Raw genomic sequence first — 12,365 nt, 5'->3', positions numbered from 1 at the left:
GGAATCAGCGTTTGGGCGTGTAGCGGCCCTTGGACTGGCTGAGGAAATGATACGTGTTGTTCTTCGAATCCACTTCGAAGCCGACGCCGGACTGTTCCATGCCCGGGCGGGTCATGGTCACCAGGGCGTCGGTGCGGGCGCGGTTTTCCTTCGGGAACACGTCCAGATGGTCGGTGCGGAAGGTGGTCGGCACCGTGCCCGGGCCGACCGGGCTGTCGCCGGCGACATTGCCGCGCAGCTTCATCTCGTCGCCCTTGGCGCTGAGCCAGCCGGTTTCGGCACGCAGGGTCCAGTGCCTGCCATCCTTGTCCGGCATCTCGAACAACGGCGTGGCGATGTTGATGGTCTGGTCACCGCGCTGGCGTTCCAGCAACGGTGCGCGGAGAGTGGTCGATTCCTTGCCTTGCTCATCCAGGGCGACGATCTGGAAGTCGTGCAGGATGTAATCCACGCCCACTTCCTGGCCGCCACTGGCTGGCCCCTTGTCGCGGTTGCGCAGCGCCGCCCAGCTGCTCAGCAGGGCGGCCAGCAGCAGGCCGATGCCGAGCAGGGTGCGCCAGTTCACGGTCGGCAGGTTCATGCGCCGAACCTCGCCAGCACCGCATCCACATGCCCCTGCGCGGCCAGCAGGATGTCGCACAGCTCGCGCGCGGCGCCACGCCCGCCATCGGCACGGGTCTGCCAGTGCACGCGCTCGGCGATCCACGGATGGGCGTTGGCCGGCGCCACCGCCAGGCCGACCGCGCCCAGCGGCGCCAGGTCCGGAAGGTCATCGCCCATGAAGGCCACCTGTTCCAGGCCGATGCCATGCTGCGCGCACAGCGCCTGCACGCTGGCCAGCTTGTCGCCCACGGCGATCTGGGTGTCGATGCCGAGGTCGGCGCCGCGCTTGAGCGCGGACTGGCTGTTGCGCGCGGTGATCAGCACGGGGTGGATGCCGTGCTGCTGCAGCAGTTTCAGGCCCAGGCCATCCTGCACGAAGTACGCCTTGCTCTCGTTGCCGTCCTTGTCGTAGTACAGCCGACCGTCGGTGAGGGTGCCGTCCACGTCGAAGCAGGCCAGGCGGATACGGGCCGCGGCGGCATGCAGGTGGGCAGGGAAGGCGGGCAAGGGGGACCAGGGCATCAGGGCGGCAGGCTCGGTGGGTTCGGGTGGGGCAGTACAGACTGAATGGGGTCTACGGACTGTCGGTTAAACCACCCGGGCCCGCAACAGGTCATGAATGTTCAGGGCGCCGACCGCACGGCCCTGGCCATCGACCACGATCAGGCCGGTGATCTTGTGGGTCTCCATCAGCCGGGCCGCCTCCACCGCCAGCTGGTCGGCGCCGATGGTGCGTGGGTTGCGCGTCATCACATCGGCGATCTTCGCGGTGCGCACGTCCAGCGCGCTGTCCAGCGCGCGGCGCAGGTCGCCGTCGGTGAACAGGCCGATCAGCACGCCGCCGGCATCGACCACGGCGGTCATGCCCAGCCGTTTGCGGCTCATCTCCATCAGCGCTTCACTGAGACTGGCGTCGGCGCCCACGCTGGGCAGGTCGTCGCCGGTGTGCATCACGTCGGTGATGTGCAGCAGCAGGCGGCGGCCGAGGCTGCCGGCCGGGTGTGAACGGGCGAAATCGTCGGCGGTGAAGCCGCGCGCATCGAGCAGGGCCACCGCCAGCGCGTCGCCCATCGCCAGCGAGGCGGTGGTGCTGGAGGTCGGCGCCAGCGCCAGCGGACAGGCCTCGGCCGGCACGCTCACGTCCAGGTGGATGTCGGCGGCGGTGGCCAGGCTGGACTGTGGGCGCCCGGTCATGGAAATCAGCACGTTGCCCTGGCGCTTGAGCACCGGCAGCAGCATCAGCACCTCGTCTGACTCGCCCGAATAGGACAGGGCCAGCACCACGTCGTCCTCGGTGATCATGCCGAGGTCGCCGTGGCCGGCTTCACCCGGGTGCACGTAGAACGCCGGCGTACCGGTGGACGCCAGGGTGGCGGCGATCTTGCGGGCGATGTGCCCGGACTTGCCCATGCCGGTGGCGACCACCCGGCCGCGGCTGGCCAGGATCGCCTGGCAGGCCTGCTGGAACGCCTCGCCAAGGCGGTCGGCCACGGCGTCCAGCGCCTGCCGCTCGATCTCGAAGACGCGGCGGCCGCTGGCGACCAGGCCGGCAGGGTCGACGGAACGGGGGGGCAACAGGGATTCGGCCATGCGGACGCCACGCAGCGGAAGTAGAATGGAGGCACATTTTATTAGGAAAGCCCGTTGGACGCCGACACCATCCGCAATCTGATCGAAACCGGCCTGCCCGGCGCCCGCGCCGACGTGCAGGGCGACGATGGCGTGCATTTCGAAGCGACCGTGGTCTGCGAGGCCTTCGCCGGCAAGATGCCGCTGGCTCGCCACCGCATGGTGTATGCCACGCTGGGCGACCTGATGGGCGGCGCGATCCACGCGCTGGCGCTGAAAACCGTGACCCCGGCCGAAGCCGGCTGAACCGCAGAAGATCCCGAATACATGGCCAAGATCGTTGTGACCGGCGGCGCTGCGCTGCACGGTGAAGTGAGCATCTCCGGCGCCAAGAACGCCGTCCTCCCCATTCTCTGCGCGACCCTGCTGGCCGATGCGCCGGTGGAGATCACCAACGTGCCGCACCTGCACGACGTGGTCACCACGGTGAAGCTGCTGGGCGAGCTGGGCGCCAAGGTCACCATCGACCAGGGCACGCTGTCGCGCGGCAGTGCGATCGTGGTCGACCCGCGTTCGGTCAACCAGCACGTGGCACCGTACGAGCTGGTCAAGACCATGCGCGCCTCGATCCTGGTGCTGGGCCCGCTGCTGGCCCGCTTCGGCGCGGCCGAAGTATCGCTGCCGGGCGGCTGCGCGATCGGTTCGCGTCCGGTCGACCAGCACATCAAGGGCCTGCAGGCGCTGGGTGCCGAGATCGTGGTCGAGAACGGCTTCATCAAGGCCACCGCCAAGCGACTGAAGGGGGGGCACTTCACCTTCGACATGGTCAGCGTCACCGGCACCGAGAATGTGCTGATGGGCGCGGTGCTGGCCGAAGGCACCACCATCCTCGACAACTGCGCGATGGAACCGGAAGTGACCGATCTGGCGCACTGCCTGATCGCGCTGGGCGCGAAGATCGAAGGCCTGGGCACTGCCCGCCTGGTGATCGAAGGCGTCGAGCGCCTGTCCGGCGGCCGCCATGAAGTGCTGCCCGACCGCATCGAGACCGGCACCTTCCTGGTGGCCGCAGCGATGACCGGTGGCAAGGTCACGGTCAACCGTGCGCGCCCGAACACCATGGACGCGGTGCTGTCCAAGCTGGTCGAAGCCGGTGCGAAGATCGAGACCACCGAAGACACCATCACCCTGGACATGCAGGGCAAGCGGCCGAAGGCGGTCAACCTGACCACCGCGCCGTACCCGGCATTCCCGACCGACATGCAGGCGCAGTTCATGGCGCTCAACTGCGTGGCCGACGGCGTGGGCGTGATCAACGAAACGATCTTCGAGAACCGTTTCATGCACGTCAACGAACTGCTGCGCCTGGGCGCGGACATCCAGGTCGAAGGGCATACCGCCATCGTGCGTGGCAACGAGCACCTGAGCGGCGCGCCGGTGATGGCCACCGACCTGCGCGCCTCGGCCTCGCTGATCCTGGCCGGCCTGATGGCCAGCGGCGATACCACCATCGACCGGATCTACCACCTTGATCGTGGCTACGAGAACATCGAAGAGAAGCTGTCTTCGCTCGGTGCCACCATCCGGCGCGTGCCATGATCCTGCGCGGCAAGTTCAGCCCGCGTCGCAAGGCGCTGCTGGCCCTGGTGCTGATCGTGCTGGCGTGGCTGGGCTATGCCTGGTACGCCAACATCGCCATCACCCAGGGCATCGAGCAGAAGGACATGGACTGGAACGGCGATGGCACGGTCTCGCGTGATGAAATCATCGAGTCGTTCTATGCGGTCGCAGTGAACGACAGCCAGGACGGCAACCGTCATTGCCGCACCTTCGTCTGGCGCAGCACCGGTGAGCAGATCCGCGTGGACTGCCGGACCGAGTTCAAGCCGGCCGAGGAACAGAAACCGGCTGAAGCGAAGAAATAAGAAAACGCCCGCGAAAGCGGGCGTTTCTTTGGGATACACCCATCCACGCATGGCGTGGATCTACTGGAACGTGAAGTAGATCCACGCCATGCGTGGATGACGTGGATCTCCGGTCAGTTCATCGCCTTGATGGTCAGGTCCAGCGCATCGCGGCCGCTCTCACGCTGCAGCATGCGCGCCGGCACCGGGAATTCCGGCACGATCCAGGCGATCAGCTCCTTGTTGCCGTCGGCGCGCGAGACCTTGGTGGCCTCGTAGCTCTTGCCGCCCACGGTGATCGATTCCTTGCCGATCACACGGTACGTCATGTTCTTGATGCGGCCTTCGTCGACCATGCGATAGGTCAGCGGCTTGCCCGCCGCCAGGTCACGGGCGATCGCCAGGTTGATCAGCAGCGCGTCCATGTCACCGGCTTTCAGCGCAATCGGGCCAGCGCGATCCGGCTTGATGTCACCGGTCCAGGTGGCCTGGTTGCTGGTCCAGTTGTAGTTGGCCTGCACGTTGCGCTTCTTCACCAGCAGCGCCGAACGGTCCTGGCTGCTGAGCGGGCGCAGCTGGCCACGCACTTCCTCGAACACCGTGCTCTGGCTGAGGTCGGCCAGCTGGTTCTTCACCTGCAGGCTGTAGCGCCACTTGTTGCTGCCTTCGCTGGCCAGGGTCATGGTGCCGTTGGCCTGCATGCCCATGTAGCTGGCCAGGTAATCGGCCTTGAACGGTTCCAGCGCCATGGCCGGCAGGCTGGCCACGGTCAGGGCAGCGGCTGCGATCCAGGTGAGGGGGCGGGTCAGGGTATTCATGCTCAGACTCCTTGGTATTCGATCAGGCGCAGATCGACGCGGTCTTCGCCGTCTTCGCGTTGCAGGATGCGCACCGGGGTGGGGACACCGTTGGCGATCCAGAGAATGGTTTCGTTTCTGCCACCGTTGGTCCGGTAGACCCGCAGTGCGTTGTAGGACAGGTCGCCGACCTCGACGTTCTCGGTCTGCGGCGCGGCCTGGTAGTCGTGTTCGCGGACCTTGCCCATGTCCACGTAGCGGTAATGCATGGAGGCGCCTGGACGCGCATCGCGCATGATCGCCAGGTTGATCAGCAGCGCGCTCTGGTCGCCTGCCTGCAGCGGGATCGGTTGCGCGCGTTCCTTCTTGACGTCACCGGTCCATTGCGCGGTGCCGGCCTGCCAGTTGTAGGTGCCGACCGCCTTCTTGCCCAGGAACAGGCCCTTGCGCACCGTGCTCTGGCTGAGCGGCGCATACACGCCGCTGCGCTCCTCGAACACTGTGCTCTGTTCGATGTTCAGGCCCAGCACGCTGGCAAAGCCGCGGCGGCCGACCACCTGCATGTCCACCCGCCACTGGCTGCCGCCGGTGTGGGTGACCTGCATGCTGGCATCGCCCGCTTCCTTGCCCTTGTAGAAGGCCTGGTAGGTGGCGCTGAACGGTTGCAGCGGCGGTGGCTCCCAGGCCAGTGCCGGTGGCATCGGTACGGCCGGCGCATCGGCTGGCGGCTGCGCTGCGGGGACGGGTGCCGGCGGGGTGGCGGGCGCCTGTGCCTGGCCCCAGCCCACGCCGGGGAACACGGCAAGCGACAACAGCAATGGAGTGGACAGCAGGGTCGTGGTCTTCATGGAGGACAGGGACCGCAGGAGGGGGGCAGGATGCCAGCCCCGCAGTCAGCGGGGCGTGTGCATGGGGACTACCGGTTCAGGTTCCCGGCGGAATCTAGGGCCAACGGGCTAAACAGGGGGTGACCGTCCAGTTGCGGCTGGCCCTCCCGTTCAGCCAGGCGGCCGGCGCACAACAGCTGCAGGGTGGCGATCAGCAGCGGATGCTCCACCGCCAGCACGCGCGCGGCCAGGCTGTCGGCGTCATCGCCGGGCAGCACCGGCACCCGCACCTGCGCCAGCACGGCGCCCGCATCCAGCTCGGGCACGACCAGATGCACGCTGGCACCGTGCTCGGCGTCGCCCGCCTGCAGCGCCCGTGCGTGGGTGTCCAGGCCCTTGTGCAGCGGCAGCAGCGATGGATGGATGTTGACCAGCCGGCCATTGAAGCGCTGTACGAAGGCCGCGCCGAGGATGCGCATGTAGCCGGCGCAGACGATCCAGTCCGGTTGTACTGCGGCCAGCGCATCGCCGAGCGCCTGCTCGTAGCTGGCGCGGTCGCTGAAGGACTTCGGTGCATGCGCCCAGCGCAGGTTCGGTGCGACGCGCTGCAGGGCCTCTGCGGCGGGGCGGTCGGAAAACACGCCGACCACCTCGGCGGGCAGTCGGCCGTCGGCAATGGCATCGAGGATGGCCTGCAGGTTGCTGCCGCGACCGGAGGCGAGCACGGCAATGCGGGTGGTCGCGGTCACTGCTGGGCGCTCCGGCGGATCAGCGGCCAGATCAGCAGGCTGCCGAGGGTGGCCATCAGCATGTCGGCGTGCGCGTCCCACATGTCGCCCTGCTGCCCGTTGTAGGCCTCGGCAGCATCCGGCGACAGCGCCAGCGCGATGGCCCACTCGAACCATTCGTAGACCAGGCTGGCACACATCACCGTCATCACCGCCAGGGTGAAGGCCTGGCCCAGGCGCAGCGCCGGCCACGCATGACGGGCAAGCTGCAGCAGCGCAGGAGTGAAGCAGACGCCGAACAGGAAGTGGATGAGGCGATCGAAATGGTTGCGCTGCCAGCCGAAGGCCGCATTCGGCGACCAGCCGCTCAGCGTCTGCGCCCAGGCGTCGTAGGGCACGTTGGAATACAGCCAGCGCGCGGCCACGCAGTGCAGGGCGATGAAGCCGCAGATCGCGATGAAGGCACCGTTGCCCAGCCAGCCACCGCGACGGTCGACCCACAGCAGCGCGGCCAGCCCGATCACGGTCAGGGTGCTGTGCAGGGCCTGTTCGGTAGGCCACAGCGGGTGGACCCAGCTGATTGCGAACACCGCCAGCACGGCGGCAAAGGCCAGCTTCTTGGGGCCCGAGAAACGGTGGGTGGTGGGCGAAGCGGACGTCGGGAGGGCAGGCGCGGACATGGGAAATCGATCAGGAAAGGACGGGGCGTCTGCCGGCAGGTTCAGACACTGAGGTGGTCGCCGCGGTCGAACAGCGCGGCCATGTCAGGTTTGGACAGGAACACCCAGGCATAGGCGGCCAAGGCCATGCCCAGCGGGCCGGCCAGTACGCCCAGCCACGCCGCGCGCCGGCACCAGGCCAGCCCGGTGCGATGTGACAGCTGGCGCGCGGTATACAACTGCACGAACCCCAGCACGGCCGCCAGCACTGCGATGGACGCATAGACCGTGGTCAGCATCCAGGCGTCGTCCAGCCCGCGCGAGTGGGCCACCCATCCGCTGAGGCCAAGGAACGCCACTGTGGCGAACCAATGGAAGCCGGCCAACGCGTAGAACAGCACTTTCAGCGTCTGCAGATGGCTGGTCAGCTGCAACTGCGCCAGGGTCTGATGCGGCAGCGGCGGCGGATTGCCGGAGGCGGTCATGCGGGCGTGGCGGGAAGGTCGAAGGCGGCCTTCACCTGCGGGCGCAGCAGGGTGATCAGGCTGAACACCCCCAGCACCGTGCCGACGGGGGTGAACAGGCAGGCCAGGCCGGCCGCGATCAGGCACAGCAGGTAGCGGCGTCTCTGGGCCAGGCAGCGTCCGGCATAGGCGACGAACGCGCCCAGGGTGACGCCACCGAATACGGCGACGCAACCGATGAGGGTGAACATCCAGCCGAACAGGCGCTGTTCGGCCGGCGACGACGGCTGGCCGCCGGAATTCATCGGCAGGTTGCCGGTGAGCGCGGTGATGCCCAGCACGATGTGGATGATGAAGATCAGCGAGAACAGCACGATCAGGCCGCCGACCACGTAGTGCGCGATGGCCAGCATGCGCAGGTGGTCGGCATCCTGCGCGTTGAACACCGGTACCGTCGCCAGCGGCGGCGGCACGGGGGCGGGCGACAAGGGGGGCGTTGCGTCCATGCGGGCTCCTGGGTTGTCGGGATCAGGCGATGTGGACGCGCTCGGCGCCTTCGGCGGTGACCACCTGGCCGATGGTCCAGTGCTCCAGGCCCTGCGCCTTGACCGCATCGGATACCGCGGCCACCTGGTCCGGCGCCACGATCAGCACGAAGCCGATACCGCAGTTGAAGGTACGCCACATCTCGCTGTCGGCGACCGCGCCTTCCTTCTGCAGCCACTGGAACACCGGCGGCAGGGTCCAGGACGAGGCCTGGATGTCCAGGCCGAGGCCTTCGGGCACCACGCGGATGATGTTCTCGGTCAGGCCACCACCGGTGATGTGGGCCATGCCGTGGATGGCCGCGCCGTGCGACTTCAGCAGCGACAGGATCGGCTTCACGTACAGGCGGGTCGGCGCCATCAGCGCATCGACCAGCTTCACGCCGCCTTCCAGCTCCAGCTCGGCCGGGCGGCCGGCGCGGTCGTAGATGCGGCGCACCAGCGAGTAGCCGTTGGAATGCGGGCCGGACGAAGCGATGCCGATCAGCACATCGCCGGCAGCCACGCTGGCGCCATCCTTCAGCTCGCTCTTCTCGACGGCGGCGACGGTGAAGCCGGCCAGGTCGTACTCGCCCGGGGCATACATGTCGGGCATTTCAGCGGTTTCGCCGCCGATCAGCGCGCAGCCGGCCTCGGTGCAGCCGTTGGCGATGCCGCCCACGACCGCCGCGGCGGTGTCGATGTCCAGCTTGCCGGTGGCGAAGTAGTCCAGGAAGAACAGCGGTTCGGCACCCTGCACCAGCACGTCGTTCACGCACATGGCGACCAGATCGATGCCGATCGTATCGTGGCGGTTCAGCTGGTGGGCCAGCTTCAGCTTGGTGCCCACGCCGTCGGTGCCCGACACCAGCACCGGCTCGCGGTACTTGTTGGACAGGTCGAACAGGGCGCCGAAGCCGCCCAGGCCGCCCATCACTTCCGGGCGGAAGCTGCGCTTGACCAGGGGCTTGATCCGCTCGACCAGCGCGTTGCCGGCGTCGATGTCGACACCCGCGTCACGGTAGGTGAGGGGGGAGGGGGCGGAAGACGGGGTGTTGGTCACGGGCGTCGGCGCTGGCAGGGGTTGAACGGGCGATTTTAACAGGCCGCATTGGCGCAAAGGCCGTATTCGGGCAACAATTCCCCCGGATACGTCGAGCCAATGGATGTCCTGATGCGCCGCAGCCTGATTCTGACCCTGCTCCTTGCGCTGAGCCTGCCGGTGGCCACGATGGCCCAGAGCGGCCTGCGCACCGAGGGTGATGTTGCCACCGCCACTGGCGCGTACGAGGCCGAAGTGCCCGTCAACAGCCAGGCCGAAGCCGACCGCAACGGTGCGCTGGCCCGCGCCTTGAGCGTTGTACTGGGCAAGTTGTCCGGCGATCGCAGCGTGATGTCGCGCCCTGGCGTGGCGCAGGCGCTGCGCAATGCCAAGGATTACGTGGCCAGCTACGACTACAAGCAGGACCAGAGCGTGAGCGCCAGTGGCGCCCCCAGCTTCCGCACCCTGCTGGTGGCCCGCTTCCGCGAGGACGATGTCGATTCGCTGGTGTCGGCGCTGGGCCTGCCGCTGTGGCCGCAGCCGCGGCCGAAGCCGGTGCTGTGGCTGGCCGTCGATGACGGCAGCGGTCCGCGCCTGGTCAGCGTGCAGCAGGCCAACGCCGCCCGCCCGTTGCTGAACCGCGCCATTGAACGCGGCTACAAGCTGGGCCTGCCCAGCGGTGGTGCCGCCGAACAGGCGCTGGCCGGTGCCATCTGGCGCCAGGACAGTGCCGCCGTGGCCCGTGCCTCTTCGCGCTACTCGCCGCCGATGCAGCTGATCGGCAAGCTGTACCGCGCCAATGGCGGCTGGCAGGCGGACTGGGTGTTCGTCGACAACGGCCGTGAGCTGAACAAGTGGACCAGCAAGGACGCCAACGCCATGCGCGCGATGGCCGCCGGTGCCGATGGTGCCGCCGATGCGCTGGTCAAGCGCTATGCCAAGGCCGGCGCGGCCGTCGGCCAGGCCGGCACCTATCGGGTGGTGGTCACCGGCATCAACAGTGCCGACGACTACCTGCGCCTGGCTGCCGGCCTGCGTGAGGTGCCGGTGGTGCGCAACGTCACCCCGCTGCACGCTTCGGCCGGCCAGCTGGAGCTGAGCCTGGAGATGACCACCGGCCTGGCCGGCTTCAACCGCATGCTGGGCGACAACGGCGTGCTGGTGCCGAGCGCACCGCTGCCGGCCCTGCCGACGCCGATCGACGACACCACCGGTGCCCCGGTCGCTGCGCCGGTCAGCAACGAGTACCGCCTGCGATGAACCTGACCCCGGAAGCGGAAATCGCGCAGTTCCTGCGCCGCCTGAAGTACATCCTGTTCGCCGGCCTGATCGGCTGGGTGGTGTGGTTGCTGGCGCCGATCCTGACCCCGTTCGTGCTGGCGCTGGCGCTGGCCTGGCTGGGCGATCCGCTGGTGGACCGCATCGAGGCCACCGGCCGTTCGCGCATGACCGGCGTGGTGCTGGTGTTCGCGGCGATGGTGCTGGTGATCGTGGCGCTGCTGCTGGTGCTGGTGCCGATGATCGAGCGCCAGATCACCACCCTGATTGCGGTCGCGCCGCAGGCACAGGCGTGGCTGATGGAAAAGGGCATTCCCTGGTTCGAGCAGAAGACCGGCCTGGAAGTGATGCAGTGGCTGGACCCGGACCGCCTGATCGAATGGGTGCGCAGCCACTGGCAGCAGGCCGGCGGCTTTGCCACCACGTTCATGGGCTACGTCTCGCGTTCGGGCTTTGCGATGGTGACCTGGGTGGTCAACATCCTGCTGCTGCCGATCCTGGCGTTCTACTTCCTGCGTGACTGGGACAAGCTGGTCGAGCGCGTGGCGTCGGTGATTCCGCGCAACCAGATCGGCACCATCAGCGCATTGGCGCGTGAGTCCAACGAGGTGCTGGGCGCCTTCATCCGCGGTCAGTTCCTGGTGATGCTGGCGCTGGGTGTGATCTATGCCGGCGGCCTGTCGCTGGTCGGCCTCAAGCTGGGTCTGCTGATCGGCCTGATTGCCGGCCTGATCAGCTTCATTCCCTATCTGGGCGCGACCACCGGCATCCTGATGGCGGTGGTCGCCGCACTGGTGCAGGCACAGGGCTTCGACCTGAAGCTGCTGATCCTGGTCGGCGTGGTGTTCACCGTGGGCCAGCTGCTGGAAAGCTACGTGCTGACCCCGCGGATTGTCGGCGACAAGATCGGCCTGCACCCGGTGGCAGTGATCTTCGCGGTGATGGCCGGCGGCCAGCTGTTCGGCTTCCTCGGCATGCTGCTGGCGCTGCCGGTGGCAGCGGTGACCAACGTGCTGCTGCGCTACGCGCACCAGCGTTATCGCCAGAGCGAGCTGTACGTGGGTGAAAAGCCGGCGATCGTGCTTGATGGCGTGGTCGATGCCCCCCATATCATCATTCCGAACGACAAGGGCCCCGACCTGAAGTGATGGGTGTGCCGCAACTGCCGCTGGCCCTGCATTACCCGCGGGACCAGCGCCTGGAGACCTTCATCGGCGCGCCGGACGGCGCGCTGGCGCAGCTGCGCGCGATCGCGGTGGGTGCCAGCCACGATTGGGTCTATCTGGAAGGTGCGGCGGGCACGGGCAAGACCCACCAGGCACTGGCGATGTGCTCCAGCGCCGAGCAGGCCGGGCGACTGCCGACCTACGTACCGCTGGCCAGCGCCGCCGGCCGCGTACGTGCGGCGTTGGATGGGCTGGAGGCGCGCGAGCTGGTGGCGCTGGACGGCCTGGACGAGGTGGCCGGCAACCGCGAGGACGAGATCGCGCTGTTCGATTTCCACAACCGCGCGCGCGCTGCGGGCGTGACCGTGCTGTACACGGCGCAGAAGGCGCCGGAAGAACTGGGCCTGGTACTGCCCGATCTGCGTTCGCGGCTGGGCCAGTGCGTGCGTGTGCTGCTGCAGCCGCTGGATGAGGAAGGACGGGCAGCGGTGCTGCGTGAGCGCGCGCTGCGGCGTGGGCTGGCGATCGACGAGGCCTCGATCGAGTGGCTGCTGTCGCACACCGGTCGCGAGCTGGGTGGATTGATCACGCTGCTGGACTGGCTGGACCGCGAGTCGCTGGCGGCGAAGCGGCGGATCACCGTGCCGTTCCTGCGCCAGGTGCTGGAAGAAGGCCGGCCGCGTTACTGAGGGTGGGGTTTGCTTTGCAGGGCTGCGCCCTGCACCCGCCGAAGCCGAAGCAACGTCAACGTCAACGTCAAAAGCGGGCTATCCGTGGGATGGCGGGGTGGCTCAGGTTGCGGGG

16 protein-coding genes are annotated in these 12,365 nt (G+C 67.9%); 6 read left to right on the top strand and 10 right to left on the bottom strand.

Annotation, left to right across the window (positions count from 1 at the left end):
• Positions 1-4: 4 nt before the first annotated feature.
• From lptC to N7573_RS16485, 3 genes are all read right to left on the bottom strand, one after another.
• The gene (gene lptC, locus N7573_RS16495; protein ID WP_071228064.1) at positions 5-580 is read right to left on the bottom strand and encodes an LPS export ABC transporter periplasmic protein LptC; all 576 of its coding nucleotides are present in this window, start codon (positions 578-580) and stop codon (positions 5-7) included.
• Positions 577-1,125, bottom strand: a complete 549-nt coding sequence (locus tag N7573_RS16490; protein WP_049398160.1) for an HAD hydrolase family protein — start codon at positions 1,123-1,125, stop codon at positions 577-579. The genes lptC and N7573_RS16490 overlap by 4 nt, the downstream gene beginning before the upstream one ends.
• 66 nt (positions 1,126-1,191) lie before the next feature.
• The gene (locus N7573_RS16485; RefSeq protein ID WP_049421533.1) at positions 1,192-2,193 is read right to left on the bottom strand and encodes a KpsF/GutQ family sugar-phosphate isomerase; all 1,002 of its coding nucleotides are present in this window, start codon (positions 2,191-2,193) and stop codon (positions 1,192-1,194) included.
• 54 nt (positions 2,194-2,247) lie between these two features.
• Here N7573_RS16485 and N7573_RS16480 point away from each other — a divergent pair, with 54 nt between their 5' ends.
• From N7573_RS16480 to N7573_RS16470, 3 genes are read left to right on the top strand one after another with little or no spacing between them, the layout of a single operon-like run.
• A complete protein-coding gene (locus N7573_RS16480; RefSeq protein ID WP_005408396.1) occupies positions 2,248-2,478 on the top strand; it encodes a BolA family protein in 231 nt (76 codons plus the stop codon).
• Positions 2,479-2,499: 21 nt separating this feature from the next.
• Complete coding sequence (gene murA, locus N7573_RS16475; protein WP_071228066.1) at positions 2,500-3,771, top strand: UDP-N-acetylglucosamine 1-carboxyvinyltransferase; 1,272 nt, start codon at positions 2,500-2,502, stop codon at positions 3,769-3,771.
• Complete coding sequence (locus N7573_RS16470; RefSeq protein WP_032130368.1) at positions 3,768-4,097, top strand: hypothetical protein; 330 nt, start codon at positions 3,768-3,770, stop codon at positions 4,095-4,097. The genes murA and N7573_RS16470 overlap by 4 nt, the downstream gene beginning before the upstream one ends.
• A 113-nt stretch (positions 4,098-4,210) precedes the next feature.
• Here the strand turns inward: N7573_RS16470 and N7573_RS16465 are convergent, their stop codons facing one another.
• From N7573_RS16465 to purM, 7 genes are all read right to left on the bottom strand, one after another.
• Positions 4,211-4,894 (bottom strand): DUF3108 domain-containing protein, encoded by a 684-nt coding sequence (locus N7573_RS16465; RefSeq protein WP_010483632.1) that lies wholly within the window; start codon positions 4,892-4,894, stop codon positions 4,211-4,213.
• A 2-nt stretch (positions 4,895-4,896) separates the two neighbouring features.
• Positions 4,897-5,721, bottom strand: a complete 825-nt coding sequence (locus N7573_RS16460; protein WP_049462886.1) for a DUF3108 domain-containing protein — start codon at positions 5,719-5,721, stop codon at positions 4,897-4,899.
• A gap of 68 nt (positions 5,722-5,789) precedes the next feature.
• The gene (purN, locus tag N7573_RS16455; protein WP_049398165.1) at positions 5,790-6,449 is read right to left on the bottom strand and encodes a phosphoribosylglycinamide formyltransferase; all 660 of its coding nucleotides are present in this window, start codon (positions 6,447-6,449) and stop codon (positions 5,790-5,792) included.
• Positions 6,446-7,108 carry a DUF2238 domain-containing protein gene (locus tag N7573_RS16450; protein WP_049398166.1) on the bottom strand — a complete coding sequence of 221 codons (663 nt, stop codon included), beginning with the start codon at positions 7,106-7,108 and terminating at the stop codon, positions 6,446-6,448. The genes purN and N7573_RS16450 overlap by 4 nt, the downstream gene beginning before the upstream one ends.
• A gap of 41 nt (positions 7,109-7,149) precedes the next feature.
• Positions 7,150-7,572 carry a hypothetical protein gene (locus N7573_RS16445; RefSeq protein WP_032130364.1) on the bottom strand — a complete coding sequence of 141 codons (423 nt, stop codon included), beginning with the start codon at positions 7,570-7,572 and terminating at the stop codon, positions 7,150-7,152.
• Entirely contained in the window at positions 7,569-8,057 is a 489-nt protein-coding gene (locus N7573_RS16440; protein ID WP_180838130.1) for a hypothetical protein, read from the bottom strand. The genes N7573_RS16445 and N7573_RS16440 overlap by 4 nt, the downstream gene beginning before the upstream one ends.
• Before the next feature lie 22 nt (positions 8,058-8,079).
• A complete protein-coding gene (gene purM, locus N7573_RS16435; protein WP_279913001.1) occupies positions 8,080-9,138 on the bottom strand; it encodes a phosphoribosylformylglycinamidine cyclo-ligase in 1,059 nt (352 codons plus the stop codon).
• Positions 9,139-9,237: 99 nt separating this feature from the next.
• On the opposite strand from purM, the gene N7573_RS16430 reads away from it, so the two are divergent.
• The 3 genes from N7573_RS16430 to hda are packed head-to-tail and all read left to right on the top strand — an operon-like array spanning position 9,238 to position 12,250.
• Complete coding sequence (locus N7573_RS16430; RefSeq protein ID WP_032130361.1) at positions 9,238-10,377, top strand: DUF2066 domain-containing protein; 1,140 nt, start codon at positions 9,238-9,240, stop codon at positions 10,375-10,377.
• On the top strand, positions 10,374-11,543 hold the full coding sequence (locus N7573_RS16425; RefSeq protein WP_032130360.1) for an AI-2E family transporter: 1,170 nt from the start codon (positions 10,374-10,376) through the stop codon (positions 11,541-11,543). The genes N7573_RS16430 and N7573_RS16425 overlap by 4 nt, the downstream gene beginning before the upstream one ends.
• Positions 11,543-12,250 carry a DnaA regulatory inactivator Hda gene (gene hda, locus N7573_RS16420; RefSeq protein ID WP_032130359.1) on the top strand — a complete coding sequence of 236 codons (708 nt, stop codon included), beginning with the start codon at positions 11,543-11,545 and terminating at the stop codon, positions 12,248-12,250. The genes N7573_RS16425 and hda overlap by 1 nt, the downstream gene beginning before the upstream one ends.
• Positions 12,251-12,365: the final 115 nt, after the last annotated feature.

The organism is Stenotrophomonas sp. GD04054 (assembly GCF_029836955.1).
In the GTDB taxonomy this organism is placed as follows: domain Bacteria; phylum Pseudomonadota; class Gammaproteobacteria; order Xanthomonadales; family Xanthomonadaceae; genus Stenotrophomonas; species Stenotrophomonas maltophilia_A.
The sequence above is the reverse complement of the archived record's forward strand: the minus strand, read 5'-3'. Positions and strand labels throughout refer to the sequence as shown.

Bases quoted from the DNA above. Each gene is read 5' to 3' on its own strand.
- N7573_RS16465 (WP_010483632.1), bottom strand. From the start codon at position 4,894: ATGAATACCCTGACCCGCCCCCTCACCTGGATCGCAGCCGCTGCCCTG.
- murA (WP_071228066.1), top strand. From the start codon at position 2,500: ATGGCCAAGATCGTTGTGACCGGCGGCGCTGCGCTGCACGGTGAAGTG.
- N7573_RS16490 (WP_049398160.1), bottom strand. From the start codon at position 1,125: ATGCCCTGGTCCCCCTTGCCCGCCTTCCCTGCCCACCTGCATGCCGCC.
- N7573_RS16470 (WP_032130368.1), top strand. From the start codon at position 3,768: ATGATCCTGCGCGGCAAGTTCAGCCCGCGTCGCAAGGCGCTGCTGGCC.
- hda (WP_032130359.1), top strand. From the start codon at position 11,543: ATGGGTGTGCCGCAACTGCCGCTGGCCCTGCATTACCCGCGGGACCAG.
- N7573_RS16445 (WP_032130364.1), bottom strand. From the start codon at position 7,572: ATGACCGCCTCCGGCAATCCGCCGCCGCTGCCGCATCAGACCCTGGCG.
- N7573_RS16485 (WP_049421533.1), bottom strand. From the start codon at position 2,193: ATGGCCGAATCCCTGTTGCCCCCCCGTTCCGTCGACCCTGCCGGCCTG.
- N7573_RS16425 (WP_032130360.1), top strand. From the start codon at position 10,374: ATGAACCTGACCCCGGAAGCGGAAATCGCGCAGTTCCTGCGCCGCCTG.
- N7573_RS16460 (WP_049462886.1), bottom strand. From the start codon at position 5,721: ATGAAGACCACGACCCTGCTGTCCACTCCATTGCTGTTGTCGCTTGCC.
- N7573_RS16440 (WP_180838130.1), bottom strand. From the start codon at position 8,057: ATGGACGCAACGCCCCCCTTGTCGCCCGCCCCCGTGCCGCCGCCGCTG.
- lptC (WP_071228064.1), bottom strand. From the start codon at position 580: ATGAACCTGCCGACCGTGAACTGGCGCACCCTGCTCGGCATCGGCCTG.
- N7573_RS16430 (WP_032130361.1), top strand. From the start codon at position 9,238: ATGGATGTCCTGATGCGCCGCAGCCTGATTCTGACCCTGCTCCTTGCG.
- N7573_RS16450 (WP_049398166.1), bottom strand. From the start codon at position 7,108: ATGTCCGCGCCTGCCCTCCCGACGTCCGCTTCGCCCACCACCCACCGT.